The 22,169-nt window shown below is 52.0% G+C and carries 22 protein-coding genes and 1 riboswitch; of the genes, 18 read left to right on the top strand and 4 right to left on the bottom strand.

Annotation, left to right across the window (positions count from 1 at the left end; all coding sequences use genetic code 11):
- Positions 1–83 precede the first annotated feature (83 nt).
- From NE562_RS09265 to holA, 10 genes are all read left to right on the top strand, one after another.
- Positions 84–593 (top strand): hypothetical protein, encoded by a 510-nt coding sequence (locus tag NE562_RS09265; protein ID WP_280962129.1) that lies wholly within the window; start codon positions 84–86, stop codon positions 591–593.
- Positions 594–803: 210 nt separating this feature from the next.
- Positions 804–2,759, top strand: a complete 1,956-nt coding sequence (locus tag NE562_RS09260) for an efflux RND transporter periplasmic adaptor subunit (protein ID WP_280962128.1) — start codon at positions 804–806, stop codon at positions 2,757–2,759.
- Positions 2,760–2,771: 12 nt separating this feature from the next.
- Positions 2,772–3,533, top strand: coding sequence for an ABC transporter ATP-binding protein (locus tag NE562_RS09255; RefSeq protein WP_280962127.1), 762 nt, complete (start codon positions 2,772–2,774; stop codon positions 3,531–3,533).
- Complete coding sequence (locus tag NE562_RS09250; RefSeq protein WP_280962126.1) at positions 3,530–4,771, top strand: ABC transporter permease; 1,242 nt, start codon at positions 3,530–3,532, stop codon at positions 4,769–4,771. Before NE562_RS09255 ends, NE562_RS09250 begins: the two co-directional genes overlap by 4 nt.
- A gap of 18 nt (positions 4,772–4,789) precedes the next feature.
- A complete protein-coding gene (locus NE562_RS09245) occupies positions 4,790–7,096 on the top strand; it encodes an S-layer homology domain-containing protein (protein ID WP_280962125.1) in 2,307 nt (768 codons plus the stop codon).
- Positions 7,097–7,167: 71 nt separating this feature from the next.
- Positions 7,168–7,425 carry a hypothetical protein gene (locus tag NE562_RS09240; RefSeq protein WP_280962124.1) on the top strand — a complete coding sequence of 86 codons (258 nt, stop codon included), beginning with the start codon at positions 7,168–7,170 and terminating at the stop codon, positions 7,423–7,425.
- Positions 7,426–7,672: 247 nt separating this feature from the next.
- Complete coding sequence (alaS, locus tag NE562_RS09235) at positions 7,673–10,306, top strand: alanine--tRNA ligase (protein WP_280962123.1); 2,634 nt, start codon at positions 7,673–7,675, stop codon at positions 10,304–10,306.
- Positions 10,307–10,327: 21 nt separating this feature from the next.
- On the top strand, positions 10,328–10,666 hold the full coding sequence (locus tag NE562_RS09230) for a histidine triad nucleotide-binding protein (RefSeq protein WP_280962178.1): 339 nt from the start codon (positions 10,328–10,330) through the stop codon (positions 10,664–10,666).
- A gap of 41 nt (positions 10,667–10,707) precedes the next feature.
- The gene (locus NE562_RS09225) at positions 10,708–12,957 is read left to right on the top strand and encodes a ComEC/Rec2 family competence protein (RefSeq protein WP_280962122.1); all 2,250 of its coding nucleotides are present in this window, start codon (positions 10,708–10,710) and stop codon (positions 12,955–12,957) included.
- 3 nt (positions 12,958–12,960) lie between these two features.
- Positions 12,961–14,013: a DNA polymerase III subunit delta gene (holA, locus tag NE562_RS09220; protein WP_280962121.1), complete on the top strand. Its 1,053-nt coding sequence runs from the start codon at positions 12,961–12,963 to the stop codon at positions 14,011–14,013.
- 51 nt (positions 14,014–14,064) lie between these two features.
- Here holA and NE562_RS09215 read toward each other — a convergent pair whose 3' ends face one another.
- The 4 genes from NE562_RS09215 to NE562_RS09200 all read right to left on the bottom strand — a co-directional run bounded on the left by NE562_RS09215 (position 14,065) and on the right by NE562_RS09200 (position 16,754).
- Positions 14,065–14,679 carry an ECF transporter S component gene (locus tag NE562_RS09215; protein WP_280962120.1) on the bottom strand — a complete coding sequence of 205 codons (615 nt, stop codon included), beginning with the start codon at positions 14,677–14,679 and terminating at the stop codon, positions 14,065–14,067.
- A gap of 96 nt (positions 14,680–14,775) precedes the next feature.
- Positions 14,776–14,905: riboswitch (FMN riboswitch) on the bottom strand.
- A gap of 44 nt (positions 14,906–14,949) precedes the next feature.
- On the bottom strand, positions 14,950–15,558 hold the full coding sequence (locus NE562_RS09210; protein WP_280962119.1) for a toprim domain-containing protein: 609 nt from the start codon (positions 15,556–15,558) through the stop codon (positions 14,950–14,952).
- 77 nt (positions 15,559–15,635) lie between these two features.
- Complete coding sequence (locus tag NE562_RS09205; RefSeq protein WP_280962118.1) at positions 15,636–16,247, bottom strand: toprim domain-containing protein; 612 nt, start codon at positions 16,245–16,247, stop codon at positions 15,636–15,638.
- Between the two features lie 282 nt (positions 16,248–16,529).
- Positions 16,530–16,754 (bottom strand): helix-turn-helix domain-containing protein, encoded by a 225-nt coding sequence (locus NE562_RS09200; protein WP_280962117.1) that lies wholly within the window; start codon positions 16,752–16,754, stop codon positions 16,530–16,532.
- Positions 16,755–17,265: 511 nt separating this feature from the next.
- On the opposite strand from NE562_RS09200, the gene NE562_RS09195 reads away from it, so the two are divergent.
- The 8 genes from NE562_RS09195 to NE562_RS09160 all read left to right on the top strand — a co-directional run bounded on the left by NE562_RS09195 (position 17,266) and on the right by NE562_RS09160 (position 22,082).
- Positions 17,266–17,658 (top strand): hypothetical protein, encoded by a 393-nt coding sequence (locus NE562_RS09195; protein WP_280962116.1) that lies wholly within the window; start codon positions 17,266–17,268, stop codon positions 17,656–17,658.
- Positions 17,655–17,894: a hypothetical protein gene (locus NE562_RS09190; RefSeq protein ID WP_280962115.1), complete on the top strand. Its 240-nt coding sequence runs from the start codon at positions 17,655–17,657 to the stop codon at positions 17,892–17,894. The genes NE562_RS09195 and NE562_RS09190 overlap by 4 nt, the downstream gene beginning before the upstream one ends.
- Positions 17,895–17,903: 9 nt before the next feature.
- Positions 17,904–18,035, top strand: a complete 132-nt coding sequence (locus NE562_RS09185) for a hypothetical protein (protein ID WP_280962114.1) — start codon at positions 17,904–17,906, stop codon at positions 18,033–18,035.
- Positions 18,036–18,187: 152 nt separating this feature from the next.
- Positions 18,188–18,445 carry a hypothetical protein gene (locus NE562_RS09180; protein WP_280962113.1) on the top strand — a complete coding sequence of 86 codons (258 nt, stop codon included), beginning with the start codon at positions 18,188–18,190 and terminating at the stop codon, positions 18,443–18,445.
- Between the two features lie 81 nt (positions 18,446–18,526).
- The gene (locus NE562_RS09175) at positions 18,527–19,549 is read left to right on the top strand and encodes a zonular occludens toxin domain-containing protein (protein ID WP_280962112.1); all 1,023 of its coding nucleotides are present in this window, start codon (positions 18,527–18,529) and stop codon (positions 19,547–19,549) included.
- Positions 19,485–20,732 carry a hypothetical protein gene (locus NE562_RS09170; RefSeq protein WP_280962111.1) on the top strand — a complete coding sequence of 416 codons (1,248 nt, stop codon included), beginning with the start codon at positions 19,485–19,487 and terminating at the stop codon, positions 20,730–20,732. Before NE562_RS09175 ends, NE562_RS09170 begins: the two co-directional genes overlap by 65 nt.
- A 4-nt stretch (positions 20,733–20,736) precedes the next feature.
- Positions 20,737–20,979 carry a hypothetical protein gene (locus NE562_RS09165; RefSeq protein WP_280962110.1) on the top strand — a complete coding sequence of 81 codons (243 nt, stop codon included), beginning with the start codon at positions 20,737–20,739 and terminating at the stop codon, positions 20,977–20,979.
- An 83-nt stretch (positions 20,980–21,062) separates the two neighbouring features.
- Positions 21,063–22,082: a replication initiation factor domain-containing protein gene (locus NE562_RS09160; protein WP_280962109.1), complete on the top strand. Its 1,020-nt coding sequence runs from the start codon at positions 21,063–21,065 to the stop codon at positions 22,080–22,082.
- The last annotated feature ends 87 nt before the right edge of the window (positions 22,083–22,169 follow it).

The following is a 22,169-nucleotide window of genomic DNA, read 5'->3' as shown; positions in this document are numbered from 1 at the left end:
CAGAGTTATCCCGGGTTACCGCTTGCCTTGCGCTATATGTTGTGCTAAAATTGAAAAGTATTAAGGCATATGTGGGGTGAAACATGAAGAAACGTGTTTTTATCATAAACGGCAGCGGGGGGGTCGGCAAGGACACGGTGTGCGAACTGGCTGCCAAGCGCTGGAAGGTGAAAAACATTTCGTCCATCACGCCGATCCTAACCGTGGCGCGCGCGGCAGGCTGGGACGGTGAAAAAACGCCCGCGGCACGGCGTCTGCTCTCGCGCCTGAAAGAGGCGTGCACGGAGTTTAACGATCTTTCCTTTTGCTACTGTATGGAGCAATATGAAAAGTTTTTGGCAGGTCCGGAGGAACTGCTGTTCGTCCATATCCGCGAGCCTGCGGAGATCGAACGTTTTCGGCAAGCCGTCGGCAGCGGCTGCGCCGCGCTGCTCGTGCGGCGGCCCTCGCTGGAAGCCGAGCGCGGTCTGCTCGGCAACCGTTCGGATGACGGGGTGCTCGACTTTTGCTATGACCATATTTTTATCAATGACTGCGGATTGGACGAGCTGCCCGAGCGAGTGGAACGTTTTTTTGCAGATAAGCTGACATAGCCGGCTACCGCATCGCATGGGCGGCAGTTTTTACGGCATTGCGCGCGGAGCGGAACAAGCGCCGCTCCGTCTACGTCAAAATGATGCTAAAATGATGCCAAACATCGCTTGACAGTTCCACCTGCGCAAGGTATGATGATGGGTGTATGAGACAGCTTAGTACACTCCCGGACCGAGTAATACTTGGATGTATAAAGGAAGGATTCGTTTATGAGCGAAGAAAATAAGCAGCAGAACCCCCCCGAGCAGAAGGGCGGGGCCCATGTCGCTAAGGCAGGCACCTCGATCGCCAAATCGGCAAAGGGCGAAGTAGCCGTTCCCGAAGAAACGCTGCCCGCGGAGTCCGCGCCCGCAACCGAGGGCGAAGAGAGCCCCGCGTCCGAAGGCCCAAAGCGCAACAAATACGCGGATAAGATGAACAAAAAGAAGCACAAGCTGAGCCGCGGCGTGCGGATCGGCATCACAGTGCTGATCATTGCGCTGCTGATCGGTCTGGGTATTTTCCTCGTCATGCGCAGCCGCAAGCCCGCTGACGACGGCGCCGCGAGCAAGACGGCGTTCGCCACGCGCGGTATGCTGGAAACGTATATCGAGGGCGAAGGCTATACCGCCGCAAAAAAGCGTGAGGAGCTTGGCAAGGATCTCAAGGGCAAGGTGAGCAAGGTGCTCGTCGAAGTGGGCGACGAGGTCAAGAAAAACGACCAGCTATTGGTCGTCGACCCGACCGAGACACGCAAGGAGCTGACCACCGCGCAGGAAGAACTGGCCGACGCGCAGCGCGCCGTCGCCACCGCGCAATCCGATGTGACCAAGGCGCTCAACAAGGTCAGCGCCGCGCAGAAGGATCTGGGCAAGCTGACAATCACCGCGCCGTTTTCCGGCAAGATCATTCCGGGGCTGAAGGAGGACGGCTCGGCCGCGCCTGAATTTAAGGTGGGCCAGCAGATTTCCAGCGGTCAAGTGATCGGCTACATGGTCGATGATAGTTCGATGAAGCTGACCCTATATTTCAGCACCGCTTACATGAGTGATATCCAGTCCGGTCAGGAAGCCACGGTTTCCATCCCCTCGGCCATGAGCGAGGTGACCGGCAAGGTCAGTTCGATCGAGCAGGCCGAAAAAGTATCCGCCGAGGGCGTTAAGCTGTTTCGCGCGATCATCACGGTGGACAACCCCGGTACGCTGACCGACGGTATGAACGCGACCGCCGTAATCAAGACAGCCGCGGGCGACGAAGTTTATCCCGCCGAGTCCGGCACGCTCAAGTATTCTCGCGAAGAGGCCATTACGGCGGAGGTGTCCGGCGAGATTACCTCGGTCGGCGGCATCGATTATTACAATTATTCGAGCGGCGCGGTCATTATGCGCCTGACGAGCGACAGCGCGCAGAACGATGTGAAGGATGCGCAGAGCGATGTGGTATCCGCGCGCAATAATGTAACCACCGCGCAGAAGACGGTGAAGACCAAGCAGGACCGCATCACTGAGCTGAAAAAGCTGATCGAAAACGCGACCATCAAGTCCCCGATCGACGGCGTTGTCGTCAGCCTGCCGGTATCGGCCGGTCAGGATGTGGAAGGCACGAGCGCGCTCTGCGTCGTAGCCGATCTGAGCGATATCATCGTCAACGCGCAGATCACCGCGACCGACGTTTCCGCCGTACAGCCCGGCCAGATGGCTACCATGACCATGTACACCAACGATGGAGAAGCGATGCTGACCGGCACGGTCGAATCAGTTTCGATGGAAGCCACCAAGGATCAGTCGGGCGGACAAGGCAGCATGCCGACCTTCCCTGCGGTCATCACGCTGGATCCCATGGAAGGGCAGACGCTGCGTTCGGATTATCCGGTGCAGTATAAAATCACGACCGCCCAGTCGATGGACTGTGTCATGGTGCCTTCCAGCGCGGTCGTCAATACCGAAGAAGGCGCGGCCGTATTTGCGAAGCCCGCCGAGGGCGAAACCTTTGAAAACGCGTTGCCGCTGCCCGAAGGCACCGATGTGCCGCCCGAATTTGTGCTTGTCCCGGTAGAAGTGGGCATCGCGGACGCGGCGAACACCGAAATCCTTTGGGGCATCGACGAGGGCGCCGAGGTTTATTTGGCCGGTCCGGACGATCTGTATGCGGAGATGAACGATAGCATGACCGTTGCAGTCGGTTAAGGAGGCTGCCACATGTTTCATAGAAAAGCGCCGCCCATCGAGGATATCGCGCATCAGGAAGCAGAGTCTGCTTCCGATCTGCTGATCGATGTGCAGCAGCTCAGTAAAATCTATAACGAGGGCAAGGAAAACGAAGTGCGCGCGCTGGACTGCATTTCGCTGCAGGTCAAGTGGGGCGAGTTTCTGTGCATTCTCGGCCAGTCCGGCTCGGGCAAATCCACCTTGATGAATATTTTGGGCTGCCTTGATATTCCGACCTACGGCAGCTACCAGCTCAACGGTCAAGCGGTAAGCGATATGAAGCCCTCCGTCCTTTCCGGCATTCGCAACAGAGAGATCGGGTTTATTTTTCAGGGTTTTAACCTGATCCCCGCGTTGACCGCCGAGGAGAACGTCGAGCTGCCGCTCATCTATCGCGGTATGGGCCGCGCAGAGCGGCATGAGCTGGCGGTGGATGCGCTCACCAAGGTCGGCTTGGAAAAGCGAATGGATCACCGGCCGGGCGAAATGTCCGGCGGCCAGCAGCAGCGCGTGGCGATCGCCCGCGCGGTAGCGGCCAAGCCGCCGATCATCATGGCGGACGAACCGACCGGCAACCTCGATTCAGCTTCGGGTCGCGAAATCATGGACCAGCTGATCGAGCTGAACCGGCAGGGCACCTCGATCATTCTGATCACGCACGACAACCATTTGGCGCAGTCGGCGGGGCGCATCGTCACCATACAGGACGGCCACATCATATCAGATGAGCCGGGGAAGGGGGCCGTTCAATGAACTGGATGCAAACAGTCCGCATGGCCTTCAAATCAATTTCCAACAGTAAGGTGCGTTCGTTTTTGACCATGCTCGGCATCATCATCGGCGTGGCGTCCGTTATCGCGATCGTCGCCTCCATTCAGGGCACGAGCAAGTTGCAGCGCATGCAGTTTGAAGCGATGGGCGCCAACCAGATACAGATCTATGGCTACGGTCCGAAAAACGCGGACTGGAAGGCCATGGAGGAGTATTTGGATAACGAAATGTCCGACAAGGTTTCGGCGTGGTCGCCGCAGAGCCAGTATTGGGATTGGCAGAACAAGGGCATCAAATATCGTTCCAAGACGCTGGATGTCAATAACACGCAGATCTATTTCGGCAATCAGGATTACGGCGTTTGCACCAATAATGTGATCACCGCCGGACGCGATCTGTCCGAGACAGACTGTAATAACGCCGCGAAGGTGTGCGTCATCGGCGAAACGGTGCGTAAGTCCTTTTTTGGCGCCATGAGCCCGATCGACCAGACGATCCGTATCGGCGGCATGAGCTTCAAGGTTGTCGGCGTTTATAAGGGAAAATACGGCGGTAAGCTTAACTCGCAGGATCAAATGATCGTGCTGCCATACTCACTGGAGCAGCGGATGATGAGCTATTCGGGCGGCAGCAAGCAATATTATATTCAAGCGAAGGACAAGGATTCCATTCAGCCCGCAATCGATCAGATCAAGGAATTCATGTCCACGCGTTACGACCAAAACAACGGCTACTTTGATGCTTATTCCAATAATCAGTATCAGGAGCAGGCCGAAGCTTCCAGCAATCAGCTGGCGCTGCTTGGCGCGGGCGTGGCCGGCATCTCTCTGCTGGTCGGCGGCATCGGCATTATGAATATCATGCTCGTTTCCGTTACCGAACGTACGCGTGAGATCGGCATTCGCATGGCGATCGGCGCGCGCAAACGGGATATCATCGGCCAGTTCCTGATCGAGGCGGCGGTCGTATCCTGCTGCGGCGGTATTATCGGCATTATTTTAGGCTGCTTCTTATCCGCGATCATCGGCAATCTATTGCTCGCGCAGCAGATGCAGCAGCAAATGTGGATGCCGCAGGTCGAGCAGTTCACCGTGTTGCCGTCGGTGCCGCTCATCATCGGCGCGTTTCTGTTTTCCGCGCTGCTCGGCATTTTGTTCGGCCTGTATCCGGCAAATAAAGCGTCCAATCTACAGCCTGTCGATGCGCTGCGCACGCAGTAAGGGGAGGAATCACTAGGAATGAAAAAAAGATTATTAAGCCTTGCGCTTGCGCTGACGATGCTTTTGACATCCGCTTCCGCCGCGTTTGCGGATGTTTCGGATGCCAAGCTATCGCAGACCGCATCGGTGCTGAGCGCGCTCGGCATTATGCAGGGCGTGGGCGGCGACCGGTTCGATCCAAACAGCGAGCTGACGCGCGCCCAGTTCTGTAAGCTGGCCGTGACCGCCTTGGGCGTTGACGATGTGAGCGCGTTTCGCAGCTATACGATTTTCCCGGATGTGAAAAGCTCACACTGGGCCGCGCCTTACATCAACGCCGCGGTCCGTCACGCGGAACTGAAAAAGCTATCCATCATCCGCGGCTACGCGGACGGCAACTTTGGACCGGACAAGACCGTGAACTTTGGCGAAGCCTGTACCATGCTGCTGCGCATGCTGGCCTATACCGAGGAAGACGTAGGTCCCTTCTGGCCGTCGGACTATATCGCCAAGGCCAAGAGTCTGGGCCTGACGGACGATGTGTCCATTACGGATTCCAAGACCGCCGTCAAACGTGCGGACGCGGCGCAAATGCTGCTTAACACCCTTGGCGTCAAGCAAAAAGATGGCGATTTGCTGCTGAAAAAGGTGGCCAGCGGCGTGGTGGAGAACAGCATTCTGCTCGCGACCAGCGAGACCAATTCCAAGCTGCGCGCCGGAGAAGCGCTATTTTTTGAAAACAGCGATGTGCAGACCCGCGCAACAATCGGCTCGCTTGATCAATCGATGGTCGGTCTGAGCGGTACTGTGATCTTTGATAAGGATAACGATTCCGTCGCCATCGGCATCGTGCCCAACCACAACAAGGTGGAAACGGTGACCGTGCAGAGCATCGGTCCGGACGGCATCAAAACCGAAAAGGAAACCATTCGACCGGATCGGGATACGCTGCTTTATACCGGCGAAACCTCCACGCCCAAGAAGCTGTCCGAGGCATGGGCCGACGTTCCCGCCGGCAGCAAGCTGCAGCTGTTTTACAATAGCTACGGTCAACTGTCACTGATCGCTTACCTGCCGACGACGACCGTGTCCGCGAATGCCAACTCGTTCGTTTACGGTCTGCAAACCTCCGCTAACATTCCGAACAACTTTACCATCGTCAAAAACGGTGTGACCATCGACCGCACGGGCGTGAAGAAATACGATGTGGTCACGCTCGATCCGACGAATAAGCAGGCGCTCGTATCCGATACGCGCCTTTCCGGCCGCTATGACAAGGGCGAACCCACGTTCAGCTATCCGCAGAGGGTCAGCATGTTCGGCACAGACTACACGATCTCGGACAATGCCGCCAAAACCTTTGCGGATCTGAAGCTGGACGATTACATCACTCTGCTGTTTGACGCGGCGGGCGGCGTGGTCGCGGCTTACCCGAAAAATACGGTGAGCGCCGAGATGCAGGGCGTTGTGACGAATATCAAGGATAGTGAAGTTACTATTTTGCTGACAAATGGTTTAACCATTAAACCGAAATGCGAAGGTGAAAAGCTTAGCTCTTTAAATGGATACTTTGTATCCGTAGGATCTTCTTCTAACGGTAAGGCGTATTTAACGCGCATTGCGTTAAACAGTAAGCAGCCCGGAAGCTGGACAGTCGAATCCGGTAAATTAGGAGACCGCACCGTGTCTCCCAAGGTACGGATTTATGAGGAGGTTCTGAGCGGTTCGCCACTCAATGCGATTTCTTTGTCCGATATCCATCTATCGTCTATTCCATCCAGTGATATTCGCTACACTGTTGCGGATAATTCCGGATCCATCACCAATATTATACTGGGTGATGTGACAGGAGAAAGCTGGGTATATGGTATGGGAAATATTATTAGTGATTACTCAAAACCGGACGAAGATGTATGGAAAAACATGTCTGCCGAAGAACAGCGTCAGTATAAGAATGATCATGAAACCTATAAGTATGCTGTTACAAATTGGAAGGATGGACAATCTGTTGTTGACACATTCCCGGTCATATCGTTGTATTCCGGCGCAGGTAGTGGTCCGATAGGTGTACCCAAGGGATATAGTACAGAAATCGCGAATTCCTCCTTCTCTACGTTGCCATTATCACTTATCGATACTGTCGGTATAGATGCCTTTGAAGGTTCTACTGGCGTGCGTACCAAGGACGGATATTTTGAACTCGCTGATGATATTGGTGTGTATGTTAGCGCACGGAAGGAGTTCATCTCGCTTTCCAGTGCAAAAATCAATTATAAGGATTTCCGCTTATATGCCAATAAGTCACTTTCAGACGGCGGTAAAATTCGCGTTATTATGGCCTCTTAATCTATAAAAAAGCCGGGATGCATGGCATCCCGGCTTTTTTATAGGGAAGCTGAAGTCGATCGTCAAGACCGTTGCAGTTCTTGAATGTGCTGACCATTGCCACGGTGGGCACGGCATACCAAATGGCCTGCGATATCGGCATCATTCGCGGCGGGGATGACACGGCGTTTGGCGCAAAGCTGAATTTGGTCAGCATGTGGTGCATCGTGCTGCCGCTGTCCGCCATGACGGCATTTTATTTTCAAAAACCGGCCTTTAAGGCCGGTTTTTTATTGACGAAAGCGGTAAAAAGCGGTATAATATATCCGTTCATACGAAAAGTGCGATGACAAAGCGAGTTTTCACGGCAGCGGTTTCAAGAGAAGGGGAATTGGTGAAAGCCCCCAGCCGCTTGCGGAAAGCAGCCACTTTGGAGCAGCCTGTGAAAAGCAGGCCGGTTTTGATCCCCGATACCGGATCGCTAAGATGCCCGCGAATGCGGGCAAATTAGGGTGGTACCGCGGAAGGATCGCTTTCGCCCCTAACAGACAGGGGCGGAGGCTTTTTTATTTCGTTATTATTATTTGGAGGAATATCATGCAATACAGAAGTTTAAACGAACTGCGCGAAATGTTCCTATGCTTTTTTGAAAGCAAAGGCCATCTGCGTCTGCCGAGCTTTTCGCTCATCCCGCAGAACGATCCCTCGCTGCTGCTCATCAACTCCGGCATGGCGCCGATGAAGCCCTTCTTCACCGGTGAGCAGGAGCCGCCCCGCCACCGCGTCACGACCTGCCAGAAGTGCATCCGCACCGGCGATATCGAAAACGTCGGCAAGACCGCGCGGCACGGCACTTTCTTTGAGATGCTGGGCAACTTCTCCTTTGGCGATTATTTTAAGAAGGAAGCCATCGCGTGGAGCTGGGAGTTCCTGACCAGCCCCGATTGGGTCGGCATCGACCCGGACCGCCTATATCCCTCGATCTACGAGGACGACGACGAGGCGTTTGAAATTTGGAACAAAGATATTGGCATTCCGTCCGAACGGATCTTCCGTTTTGGTAAAGCGGACAATTTCTGGGAGCATGGCTCCGGCCCGTGCGGTCCGTGCTCTGAGATCTATTATGACCGTGGCCCTGAGTTTGGCTGCGGCCAGCCCGGCTGCACGGTCGGCTGCGACTGCGACCGGTATATGGAAGTCTGGAACAACGTTTTCTCCCAGTTTGAAAGCGACGGACAGGGCAACTACGCCGAGCTGAAGCAGAAGAATATCGATACCGGCATGGGTCTGGAACGTCTGGCCTGTGTGGTGCAGGGCGTAGGTTCTCTGTTCGATGTGGACACCGTGCGCAATATCACGACCCACATCTCTAAGATCGCGGACAAGCACTACGGCGACAGCGACAAGACCGACGTATCCTTGCGCGTCATTACCGATCACATCCGCTCCACGGTCATGATGGTCTGCGACGGTGTGATTCCCTCCAACGAGGGCCGGGGCTATGTGCTGCGCCGCCTGCTGCGCCGCGCCGCGCGCCACGGCAAGCTGCTCGGCATCAACCGTCCCTTCCTTTCCGAGATCACGGACACGGTCATTCAAGAATCGGGCGGCGCTTATCCCGAGCTTGTCGAAAAGCAAGTCTATATTCATAAGGTCATTGAAAATGAAGAGGCTAGCTTTAATAAGACCATTGACAGCGGACTTTCCATTCTAAACGATATGATCGCGGCTTCCAAGGCATCCGGCACGCTTCCGGCGTCCGACGCATTCAAGCTGTACGACACCTATGGCTTCCCGATCGATCTGACCCTCGAAATCTTGGAAGAGCAGGGCATGACGACCGACCGCGCCGAGTTTGACCGCCTGATGAACGAACAGCGTCAGCGCGCCCGTGAAGATCGCAAGAAGATGGGCGATCTTGGCTGGCAGAGCGAGGACCTCGGTCTTGACAAAGCGATTAAAACCCGATTCGATGGCTATACCACGCTGCGTGAGGCCGCCAAAGTGCTTGCTATCATTTGCGAGGGCGAGCCTTCCGGTACGGCCTCTGTCGGCGAGAAGATTACCATCGTTTTAGATCATACGCCCTTCTATGCGGAAATGGGCGGCCAGATCGGCGACCACGGCCGTCTCGTCGGCAAGAACGGCATTGCGGCTGTGGCTGACGTGCAAAAGACCAAGGACGGCAAGTTCATGCACATCGGCCGCGTGACCGAGGGCAGCCTTTCGGTGGACGACGAGGTAGAGGCCGAAGTCGATCCCGCCTACCGGCAAGCCATTTGCCGCGCACATACCGCGACCCACCTGCTGCAAAAGGCGCTTCGCACGGTGCTGGGCGACCATGTCGAGCAGGCAGGCTCCTACACCGCCGCCGACCATATCCGTTTTGACTTTACCCATTTTGCCGCTCTGACCGAGGACGAGCTGCGCGAGGTGGAAACAATCGTAAACGACGCGATCCTCACCGGTTTTTCGGTCAAGACGGAGGAAATGCCGATCGAGGAAGCCAAGAAGCGCGGCGCGATGGCGCTCTTTGGCGAAAAGTACGGCGCTACCGTGCGCGTGGTACAGGCCGGTGATTTTTCGGTAGAGCTGTGCGGCGGCACCCATTTGGATAATACGGCTAAGGCCGGCGTGTTCAAGATCATCGGAGAGGCTTCGGTGGCCGCCGGTGTGCGCCGTATCGAGGCTGTGACGGGCAAGGCTGTGCTCAGTCTGATCGACGAGCACCAGCAGCTGCTGTCAGACGCGGCCAAGAGCCTGAAGACTACGCCGGTTGAGCTGGTACAGAAGGTCGGCCAAACGGTGACCGAGCTGCGCGAGCTGGGTAAGAACGTTGAACGCCTGAACGCCAAGCTGGCGAATCTGCAAATGGTGGACCTATTCAATGTTTCGCGCGATGTAAAGGGCGTAAATGTGGTGGCGGCTAAGCTGGACGACGCAACGCCCGATATGCTGCGCACCATGGGCGACAGCGTGAAGGAAAAAGCGCCCAATATGGTCGCCGTCCTGTCCTGCGTGGCGGGCGAAAAGGTGAGCATCCTCTGTGTTTGCGGTGCAGAAGCTGTGAAAAAGGGCGCGCACGCGGGCAAGATCGTCAAGGAAGTCGCGAAGATCTGCGGTGGCGGCGGCGGCGGTAAGCCGGACAGCGCGACCGCGGGCGGCAAGGACGCCGCGAAGCTTGAAGAGGCGCTCGAGGCAGTCAACAATATCGTTGATTCTCTCCTCTGAAATTCTTGAAAGGAGCGTATGATCATGGATTGTCTGTTCTGCAAGATCGCGGCGGGCGAGATCCCATCTAAAAAGGTCTATGAGGATGACCTTTGCTACGCCTTCTACGATATCGATCCACAGGCGCCCACGCATTTTCTTGTCATACCGCGGCAGCATATCGAATCCGCCGCCGCGGTCGACGCCTCAAACAGCGCGGTCGTTGCGCACTGCTTTGAGGTGATCGCCAAGATTACGAAAGAGCTGGGCTTGGAAAGCTTCCGCGTGGTCTCCAACATTGGGGAGCAGGCGGGACAAAGCGTATTCCATTTGCATTTCCACGTGCTCGCGGGCCGCGATATGACTTGGCCGCCGGGCTGATCGATCAAACCATTTGCTGATTAAGGGGAGGTGCCGCCCGCATGACCAAACGGCCAGTTGTATTCTGCGTGCCGGTCTGCGCAGCGGCATTTTCCCTTGGGGTGCTGTATGGCGTCAGCATCGATCTGCGCCTGCTGCTGCTCGTGTTAGCGGCGCTGCTTGTGGCGATGGCGGTGTTTTTGGAACGGCCCCGTATACGAACGGTATTGGTGATTGCGCTTGCCGCGGCAAGCGCTTTTGCCTATCTAGCGGTTTATGATTTACTTCTTGTTCGTCCGGTGCAGGCTTTGAACGGTAAAACCATAACGGTTTCCGCAGTACTGTGCCATGATCCAACCGTTTACGAAGACAGTCAGCGAGCGACCCTTCGTGTCAAAGCAGGGGACATGGTACCGCGCGCCTTTAAGACCCAGTGCTATTTACCGCTGACTGAAAAGCCGCTTCAAGCGGGCGACACGATACAGGCAACGGTAAAGTTTTACCGTGCGAGCGATGCCGAGGGCTTTGACCGTTTCCGCTTTCAGGCGGCGGATGGATGTTTTATCGCCGCTTCCTATGCCAAGGATGCGGACCAACAGGACGGTTCGCCCGCCTTTTTCGCTGTTACCGGCAGTGAGCGCGATCGGCTTCTTTTCTTGCCGGAGCGCTTTGCCGGCCAATGCCGTGCCGCGATACAGCAGCTTCTGCCCGAACGGGAAAGCAGCTTGCTCACCGCCTTATTGCTCGGCGACAAAAGCGGTCTGTCAAATAGGGATGCTATCGCGCTGCGCAAGGCGGGGCTCAGTCACCTCGTGGCGGTATCCGGACTGCACGTGGGCTTTTTGGTTGGGTTCTGCTTTTTGCTATTCGGCAGAAGGTGGGGCACGCCGCTTTCCGTGCTGCTCATTTTGTTTTTCATTCCGGTATCCGGCGCAACGCCCTCGGTAATCCGCGCGGGCATCATGTATTGCATCGCAGCGGGCGCGTTCTGCTTTAAAAAACAGGCGGACAGTCTCAATTCGCTTTTTATCGCTTTGGCGGTGTTGCTTGCGGCCAATCCGCATGCGATCGCCAGCCTAGGCTTGCAGTTGTCCTTCTTGTCAACGCTTGGTCTGATCCTCTTGTCCGGCAGAATGCAGCGCAGGCTGATGCAGGGGGCTGAGAAGTGGCCGCGTCTACTGCGCGGCGCCTTTTCCGTGCTGGCTAGCGCGGTGTCGTGTACGGTTTGCGCCACCTTGTTCACCACACCGGTGCTGCTGTCTTCCTTCGGCTATGTCTCTGTGTTGTCGCTGCTCAGCAATTTTTTGGTCGTCGGCGTAACAGGCCTTTGCTTTGTCGGCGGTTTTGCCGCCTGCCTGTTATTTCCCATACTGCCCGGCGCCGCTCATGTGGCTGGTGCGCTAATCGCGCCGTTTCTGCGGTATGTTTTGTTTGTTGCAAACAGCGTTGCCATGCTTCCGTTTGGCCTGATTCACTGGGGCGATGCCTTTGGCATGGCGTCGGTCTTACTCTTTTTCACCGCTGTGCTCCTTTGGACCTTCGATACGCAGCGCGTGAAATGGCGCGTTGCGTTGCCTGTGTTCTGCGGCGCGATCTGCCTTTGTACCGTGCTGGGGTCAGCCTACGCCGAACGGCATTATACGGTTACGTATTTGCCCTGCGGCACAGGGCAGGCTGTGCTGGTATCCCGTGCGGGCTCGGATCTGGCGTTGATCGATTGCAGCGGCAGTGGCTATCGGGATGCGGCTGGCAAAGTCCGCGAATGGATGGCGTGGCACGAATTCGACCAGATCGATACTCTGGTCCTGACCGCCGTGGATCTAGGACATGCGCGCGACCTGCCACAACTGTTGCAGGATACGGCTGTCGGTATGATCGTGATCCCCGCAGGTTATAAACAAACCAAACACAATACCGAACTGATAAAACTGCTGGATACAACTCAAGTGCCGGTGACGCAGGTGAGCGGGCAAGAGCAGGTTTCGAGCCGCTTACCGCTTACTGTTTTTTCAGTCGCCGATGGAAAGCTTGGCGTGCAGATCGGCACACATACGCTGATTTTGCACAGTCCCACACAAAAACAACTTGCTGCATTTCTGCAAGAAAACGAGGTGCACGGGCAAACGCTTGTGCTCTCGCAGAGCCATATCGAAGACCCGGATTTATTGCGCCGTACAATTGCGAAAACAGGCGCGGAAAGTATCCTGCTGGCATCGGGTGCGCCCGCGATCGGCCGGTTTGACGGGATTCCTGTGGTGACGCCATATGAAGTCGGAGAGATCGAACAAGTTTATCCTTGGAAGGAGGAATAATCCTTGGCGGCAAAAAACGCGTCCGAAGGGAAGGCGCAGCTGATCCGCGACCTGCGGGAGGGGAGCGTCGGTTCGCTCTACCTTATTTCCGGCGAAGAGACCTATATGAAGGAACACTATCTAAGTGAGCTGAAGCGAGTGGTCGTTGATCCGACCTTTGCGGAGTTCAATTTGACAGAGTTTGAAGGCAAATCCCTTACGCCGGAGCTACTGACCGAAGCAATAGACAGCTACCCGGCCATGGCGGAAAAAAAGCTGGTCGTCGTCACCGATTTCGATCTTTGGAAGCCGCCCGGCGGTTTTGCCGATCTGCTGCCCGGTCTTCTTACCGATCTGCCCGACTATTTATGCCTTGTCTTTTATTACGATGTCATGGACGGCAAGCCGGATAAGCGCACCAAGCTATATAAAGCGCTTGAAAAAAAGGCCTGCTTCGCTCAGTTCGACCACTTGGAGGAACGAGAGCTCTGCGCGTGGATCGAGCGTCGGTGCCGCGCGCTTGATCGGGCGATTTCGCCAGAAAATTGCTCCTACATGATTTTCCTGTGCGGCAATTCCATGACCAATCTTTCCGGCGAAATCGAAAAAGCAGCAGCGCATGCCACGACCGGCGAGATTTTAAAATATAACATCGATTCCGTTTGTTCCCGCGTGCTCGAGGCTGTCGTATTTGACCTGACCGACGCGATCACCGAGGGAAGGTTCGACCGCGCCGTTGCCCTTACCGGCGATCTGATCGCGCAGAAAAATAACGAGGTCATGATCTTTACGGTCATTCTGCGTCATATCCAGCGCCTTTACGGGGCGAAGCTTTGCGACGAGGCAAGGGGAGGGGAGCGGATGCTCCTTGAACTTCTTGGCACAAAATCCCCCTACTATGCGCGCCGCATTCAAACGTCCGCGCGGCGAGTGCCGCTGAGCTGGCTGCGCCGCGCCGCGGCCATCTGTGCAGAGACAGACGCCGCGCTCAAGGGCAGCGCCGTGGACCGGCAAAAGCAAATAGAACTGACGTTACTCACGCTTGCAGCAAATTTTAAAAACGACAAAAAGCGATAAAAAAGCGTTCCGAAGTTTTTCGGAACGCTTTTTTTATCGCGTTAAATCAAATCAACGGTTGACCTCGGTGCCTGCATGGTGGAACGAGATCTGCTTGGATTTAATAAAAACACTGAGCTTTTTATAGACCAGCATGGTGATCAAAGTCAGGATCGCGCCCTTGATCAGGTTAAACGGCAAAATACCGAACAGCAAATAACCCGCCATACCGGTAATAGAGGGATTGACCTGCGCACACATGCCAAAGATCGCTTCCAGAGGCATCATCGTGGAATAGAAGGGGATAATCAGCAGGTAATTGGTCAGCATGCCGACGAACGACATGGCGACGCCGCCCAGCACACAGCCCAGCACTGCCATCTTGCGGCTTTTATGCGTACGATAGAGCAGTACGGCAACCACAACCAGCGTGGAAAGCATGAGGAAATCTGCCAACTCACCGGAACCGGCGGTCTGCGACATGGTTAAATGGATCAGATCCTTAATACCGATCATGGTAATGGCCGGACCGATGCCAAAGATAAACGCGCCGATTAGCACTACAGCGCCGGACAGGTCGACCTTCAGAAACGGAGGCATGAGCGGTAGCGGGAATTCAAAAAACATCAGGATGGTGGCGATGGCGGCAAATACCGCGGTGTACGTGATCTTACTTGCTTTTGTCATAGTCGTCGATCTCCTTTTGATAGGAGTTCTGCTTTCAACGGGGTCAAAAATACCCTTGGACATAAAAGTCCAAGGGCGTGCAGACGTACCGAAATACACCTGTTTCTTTCATCCGGACTATACCGTCGGTTGGGATTCACACCCATCATGCCTTGCGGCTCGCAGACTATCGGGGAAAACCCCGTTCACTGCCGGTGGAGAATTTCACTCCGCCCTGAAACAGAACTGATTTAGTTTACGGTATCAGTATAGCGCTGTCGCTCACATTTGTCAATGACTATCCGAAAAATCCGCTAAGATTCGATCAATTTCTTCGCGCGTGCCCACAGCGTTGACGAAATCCAGTAGGGCGCCCGCGGTCATATGCTCGGGCAGGCGCAGCGCGCGCAGCAGAGCGCGGCGGCGGATTGCGCTGTCCGGCCGCCCGGTCAAACCCATTTGATATAGATCGGCTTTGGTGAGGGGCGGGTGCTGGGCGGCATACGATCCATCGCCGTCTAAAAAGGTAGCGCCGGCACGATGCAGCGCTTCCAAGATCGTTTCCGGACGCATGCCTTCCACACCAAGTTTTCCTTCCTTGGAACCATGCCGCTTGCGGCGTTCCTTACCGGCGATATCCGGCACATAGGCCTGCTTGATCGTACCAGCCGCGAGTGCACCCTTTAAATAACCTCGAATGACAAAGCCCGCGCCATCCGAATCCGTCAGGATGATCAGCCCGCGCGTTTCCGCGATCCGGCGTAGAAGATTTAACTTTTCGTCATCCTTAAAGATACGAAAACCGCCAGTTTCCAACACAACGGTATCAACGACTTGACGAACGGTGTTGATATCGTAGCGTCCTTCGACCAATATTGCTTCTTTGATGCGTGTTTTCATAAACACAGAACTTCCTAAACAAGGAGGGAGTCGTTCAAGGCAGGTAAAAAAGTATATATCCAATTATACAAAATGATTCATCCGTTTTGTTCAACTCGTGCGATGCTTTGTAATGCTTGCTGGATTTCTTCGCGCGTGCTGGTGGCGTTCATGAAGTCAAGCAGGGAGTTGGGGGTCATGTGTTCGGGCAATTTTAGGGCGTGTAGAAGTTGCTGGCGAAGTCTTGCGCTATCTGGTTGTCCGGTAAGGCCCATGGTGTAAAGGTCTGCTTTGGTTATTTGTTCGCGGCTTGGTTCTGGTGCTGTATCTTCAAAGGTTGCCCCGGCGCGTTGCAGCGCTTCCAGAATCGTTTCTGGTCGCATACCTTCTACGCCGAGCTTTCCCTCCTTGGAGCCGTGTCGCTTTCGGCGCTCCTTACCGGTTATATCCGGCACATAGGCCTGCTTGACCGTACCAGCCGCGAGTGCGCCCTTTAAATAACCTCGAATGACAAAGCCAGCGCCATCCGAATCCGTCAGGATGATCAGCCCGCGCGTTTCCGCGATTCGGCGTAGAAGATTTAGTTTTTCATCGTCCTTGAAGATTCGGAAACCGCCTGTTTCCAGAACAACGGTATCAACGACTTGCCGCACGGTGTTGATATCGTAGCGTCCTTCTACAAGGATTGCTTCCTTAATTTTGGCTTTCATGGATATCCTCGCTTCATTTTGTAACACAAATAGATTGCAGCTGCTCTTCGATCAGGAAGGCAGCTGCTTTTCTTTTGTGTGCTATCGCTTCCAAACACCCTTGCCGTATCCTCTTTTTTCTAGTACGTCCAGCACGGTATTGGTTACTACCCAAGTAATAAATTTTAGGATTAGTATGTTGATCACTACGACGATCGCGACGAAAAGTAGGAAAAGGATTACGCTGTCTGCAATTAGATTGCTTGCTACTTGTGTTGTCATTTCTCTATCCCGCCCTTAACGTTATTTGTCTATATCTGTACGTCCTAGGAGTAGGTCAACTGATGTTTCGTATATATCGGCTAGCTGGGCTATTTTTCCGATGCTGGGTGTTCTCCTACCTGCTTCCCAGTTCGCATAGGTGCTTTGGCCGATTTTTAATTGTTTTGCTATTTCCTCTTGTGATAAGCTGAATTTCTCTCTAAGGTATTTTAATCTTAACGGTATTATAGTTTCATAGTCGACCATTTTACACCTTCTTTCATGATTATAATTATATGATTTTTATTTTATCACAATTTCATTCCGAAATATATTGCGCTTTGAAATAATCTGTGATATCATTTCATTATGAAATATACAATCGTTTACAGGGTAATACTTACCACTTGACAAGATTATGTATGCACCCACTGAATGAAAATGGTGATTTTATGGACAGTGAATCCTACTGGGCAATCGTAAATTGCATCAATCGTGACGAAGGTGTTTTCATCGTTAGCAGGCCTGATGAAACATGGCGTTTGGTCACTTCGGCGGGTGAAGAAAAGGAGATGAACCGTAATGGCACAGAGCGAAAAAGAGCTCGGCACGGAAATTAAGAAACAAGACTTTTTTAGTTGTAACGTTTTTCCGAGTTATTGTACATCTATATGCGACGAGTGCGAGTTTGTTGGTTTTTGTTGTTTTTGCGATAACCATTTCGATGAACAGTGGTGTTTGGAACACTGCATTCATTGGCCAGAAGGGATGGCTTCTTATGAAAACTAATTGTAGGTCGTTCCGATTTTCGGATGAAGTAGACGCGATTCTCGCCCAGCAGCCCGGCAAATCTCAGAATGACAAGTTTGAACAGCTTGTGCTGCGCTGCTTCTACATGCTTCCGAATCTTGAAAAGCGGGAAGCAGAGCTACAACAATCCATTATGGACAAGCTTGACAAGGTTCGGCAGCTTCAACGAATTTATGAATCGCTTCGATCATTGGAGACTAAGGCATCGAATTGCGTTATGGAGGTTGACCGTTTATATAACGAGTTTAACCGGGTTAATAAGGTTGTAACACAAAATTTTGCGCCGGCAGATCCTGCAGCTGAAGGATCGCCGCGTGAAATGTGTGACAATAGAATTTTGAAGAAAGGAGTAGCCAAATGAAAGTAACGTATCTTGGTAAGGGCGATACATCATTCACAGACCAGAAAACAGGTGAGCTGGTAGAAGGAATGCGCATTTTCTATGCCTACGCTGATCCGCATGTTGATGGAATGGCCTCCGCAAAGTTTTTCATCAAGAAGGGTTCACAGGTTCGGTTGCCCGACGGTTTGAAACCCAATGATTCACTGAACCTTGAGTTTAACCAGTATGGCAAGGTTTGCAGTCTGTATAAGTGAGGTATCTAAGTGACCGATGAAGCATTACAGCAGCTTGTTCAGCTGACTGATTTTTTGCAAAACTATGCGGTGTTCGTCACCATTGGTTTCGGTCTGATCATTGGTTTATTACTCGTTCTGATCATAAAGACAGGTGGTTAATATGGAACAGGTGTTAACGACACATTTGGATATCCTTTGTATTGCGGTAGGTGTTGGGTTGGCGCTTGGGTTCTTTGCGTTGGTTATTCATTATTGCCTGTCAGCGATCTTTCGAGTTTTAAAACTAACATTTTAAAAAGGAGGTAGATCAAATGAAATGGTTTAATTCTAAGATGACAAAGCTGTCCCTTATGGTTGCTGGTGCGCTTTCTACGCTTTTGTGCTTTGCTGGTGCTTCCGCTGATACACCTACGGTTCAGTCGGCCATGACCGCTGCGGCTACTACGATTGCAGATGATGCCATGGGTGGTATGGCCGCTGTCTTGCCTATTATTATCAATGTTGTCGGCTTTGGTATCGTCGCAATCCTCGTTATTAAGTTTATCAAACGGCTGGTCGGCAAGGCATAACTATCAATTTTGCAAACATAATCTCTCTGCTGAAAAACCCCGATTCTTCGGGGTTTTTTGGTAGGGGAGAGAGGTACACACATGATTACATTTTATACAGGTACGCCGGGTAGTGGCAAGAGCTATCATCTTGCCCAGCGCTGTTTTGAGATATTACGCTACAACAAGACTAATATCATTGCTAATTTTGCTTTGAATATGGACTATGTAGCTTATACGTGGCTTGGTTGGCTGAAACATCTTATTACCGATAAGACGCACGGTAAGATCACCTTTTCCAAGTATAATAAGCGTGCCTTAAAAGGGCATTTTGAGTATTGGTCAAATCCTGAGATCACACCGGAGAATCTTTTAAAATTTGCAAATGAGCATCATAAGAAGCAGAAGGAAGGTCAAACGCTGGTCATTATTGATGAAGCTGGGATAGTCTATAACTGCCGTCAGTTTGGGTCGAAGGATAGACAGGATTGGACGGACTTCTTCGCAAAGCATCGTCATTATGGGTTTGATTTTATCCTTGCGACACAGTTTGACCGGCAAGTGGACAAGCAGATCAGAATGTGCGTGGAGTATGAAATGGTACATCGTAAGTTGCGCAATTATCAGTTTTTGGGGCTTCTTTTATCCTTGCTGGCTGGCGGTAATATCTTTATCGCAAAGCAGTATTGGTACGCCAGCAGGGATAAGCTTGTTATTAAAACTCGTGCAATGAGATATAGAAGTCGAATTGGTAGTCTGTATGATACTTACGCTGAGTTTTCCCGCGACGGCTCGGACGCTGCTGCGGGTGGGGAACTCGGGGGCCCCGCACGCGATGCGCCCGAACCGATCGCGGAGCCGACACCGGATTGTGTCGCACAGGATGCTGTAGCGGCTTCGGCATTATCTCGGTTACGATCTTCTATTTACGATTTCTTTCATTCGGCCATCCCGCAGATGGTGGACCACGTGGAATTGTCAGATTTGTTTGGGGGTAATGTAGATGTTACTAAGCCGCTGTCAGATAGGGAAGCGCATACTGTTCCGGTTGCTGGCGTTTGTGATGATGATCTTAATTGCTGTGATGCCGATCATGATACCAGCGGCGGAAGCAGTTCTGGTTGAAGCCCTGACGACTGCGAAGATTATTCATATCATAGCAACTGTGATAATTGGCTCGGGCTTTATCTTTCGATTGGTTGAGGATGCCCGCGCAGCTGCCGGGCAGATATGGGATTGGCTGCAAACCAATAGGGCAGATATTGCAACATTTTTTAGGACTTGGGCGGAAAAGTATACCGGGTTGGATAAAATCAATGCTGGTATTCGGGTTTCGGGGCAGGTGATCGACGCGATTAAGGATGCTATTTTATCTTTAACGGTAGATGGTGAAATTGTTGTTCCATCAGATGATACGGTTTTTGATGATATTTCTAATCCCTTGGTCGATGGTGAAATATATAGTGTGCCGTCTAATTATGATATTTTGTACACGGAAACTGATCGGTCTAATGGGGTTGTTGCAAGGCAATATCGTTTTTATTATGATGCTGTCGATGATTCATATCGTGTGACTAATTTGTATGGTACTAGTATTTCTGGTTTGGATGGTAAACGGTTGTATTGGTTTTATATGTTGCGTAATTCTGTTACATTTTCATTTAATCCTGATTCTAAATTAGATGCAAAAATGCAAGGTAATATTGATTATTGGCATTATTCTATTTCGATGTCTGGTTCGGTATCTATTCCAGTTGGTGGTGATCTAGTATATCCCAGTGATGATTATATAGTCAAAGCGCCTGATCTGCCAGACGTGGTGACGGATGCTGACGGCAAAGAATTAGTTGTTTATCCTGAATTGCCGTTGAATCCTGCTGATCATTTGGCCGATATTCCGATTGCTGATACTGGTGAAAAAGTTGATGTTCCGTTTGATGTTCCAGTGGATTTAACTACCGGCGAACAGATAGACGTTGACAACCCGGATATACCGGATAATCCAGATATTCCGGACACGCCCAGCGGCTCGTTGCCGAAGCCGGGTGATTTGACTATTCCGCAGCTGATCATCACCAAGTTTCCGTTTAGTATTCCGTTTGATCTTTACGCTATGCTGCAGGTGGTGGACGCTGATCCGGTGGCACCTGTTTTTCATATTCCCGTCAAGATTCCAAATGTAGCAGATACGGAATTTGTTTTGGAGTTTTCACAATATGCAGAATTGGTTGAGATTCTTCGCTGGGGTGAATATATACTTTTCCTCGTTGGTCTTGCTATCGTTACTCGTAATGTAATCAAGTGGTGATGATATGGATATTATAAAATCTCTTACTTCGTGGGTTGTCGATGGTATCAAGTCTGTTATAGACCTTTTGCCAGACAGCCCATTTAGGATAGATTGGGTACCTGATTTTGTTCAGCAGATGCTAGGATATGTGAACTATTTTGTGCCGGTTGGCAAGATGGTAAAAACCATGCTTGCGTGGACTATTTGCGTTGGTGTATTTTATGCGGCTATGATTTTTATGCGCTGGCTTAAGGCCATTGAATAATGTCACACATTATTTGATGGCTGCCGCGCTGATCGGAGATCGACGGTGTGAATGATTGTGTGACAAGGGAAGGGGAAAGACATATGGAATGCAAAAACTTGATTGACTACTTAACGATTCGCTGGGCCGGTAAATCAGATCCGGACGAGGTGGTGGAGCAGCTTGGTCTTGACCCCGCGCTATTTGAGATTCGGGAATCTTCACCGCTTCCGGGTTATCGTCGATCTAAGGTGTTTGGTGGTATTGCTGTTTGTTATGATTCTTCGGGGTTGTTTCCAGATACTAAGGATTCTAATCATAATTCTAAGTCGCCGGAGCAGATGGGTGTATGTGTTTCTATGCCCGGCTCTGGCTGCCGTACTTTTGAAAATATGTCTGTGTTTCGATTTAAGTCAGAGGGTGCTTTTGCCTATCTTTTGCAGTTGGTTTATCTAAATCCCGATATTAATGCTACCCGTGTTGATCTGGCTGTTGATGATCATAGCGGTACATTGGATATGGATACGATTATTCGTTATAAGTCTGCGCAATGTATTGATTCCCGTATCACTTCTTTTGATGTCCATATTTCAGAAAAAGAGGGGAAGTGCCGTGGGCAAACTTTATATATTGGTGCGCCTACTAGTCCATTTAGAATCCGTATTTATGATAAGGCAAAAGAGCAGTTCGAGCCGGGGGAGCAGGGGTATAACGAACCTTGGGTTCGTGTTGAAATGGTCATGCGTGGTAAATTGGCGCAAGGCTTTGTTGCTGCATATTGCAATTCGGATGATCTCGGCCAGCTTGCCAGCGGCATTTTAAACGATCATATTCGTTTTATCGAACGTGACGATTCTAATATTACGCGCTGTTCGACTGCACAATTTTGGCTGGACTTTTTGCAAAGTGTGGAAGCTGTGAAGTTACTGTTGCCAGAGCCGATACAGCATACCATCGAAAGATCGAAGGAATGGTTGATGTATCAGATTGCGCCTAGTTTGGCCATGTATGATCAGGCCTTTGGTACTGGTGGTTTGATCGAATTACTTAAGTTCGGCCGACAAAGGATGTCGGCAAAACATCGGGCCATTTTAGAAGATTTCGAGAAACGAAAAGCCATGTAACACATTTTCTTAGATCGATGCCGGCCAGCTGCAGCAAAAATGTGTTACATCATATATTCTTTATTAAAAACCAAAATGGCCGAATCA

The organism is Butyricicoccus faecihominis (genome assembly GCF_024462775.1).
In the GTDB taxonomy this organism is placed as follows: Bacteria; Bacillota; Clostridia; order Oscillospirales; family Butyricicoccaceae; genus Agathobaculum; species Agathobaculum faecihominis_A.
The sequence above is the reverse complement of the archived record's forward strand: the minus strand, read 5'-3'. Positions and strand labels throughout refer to the sequence as shown.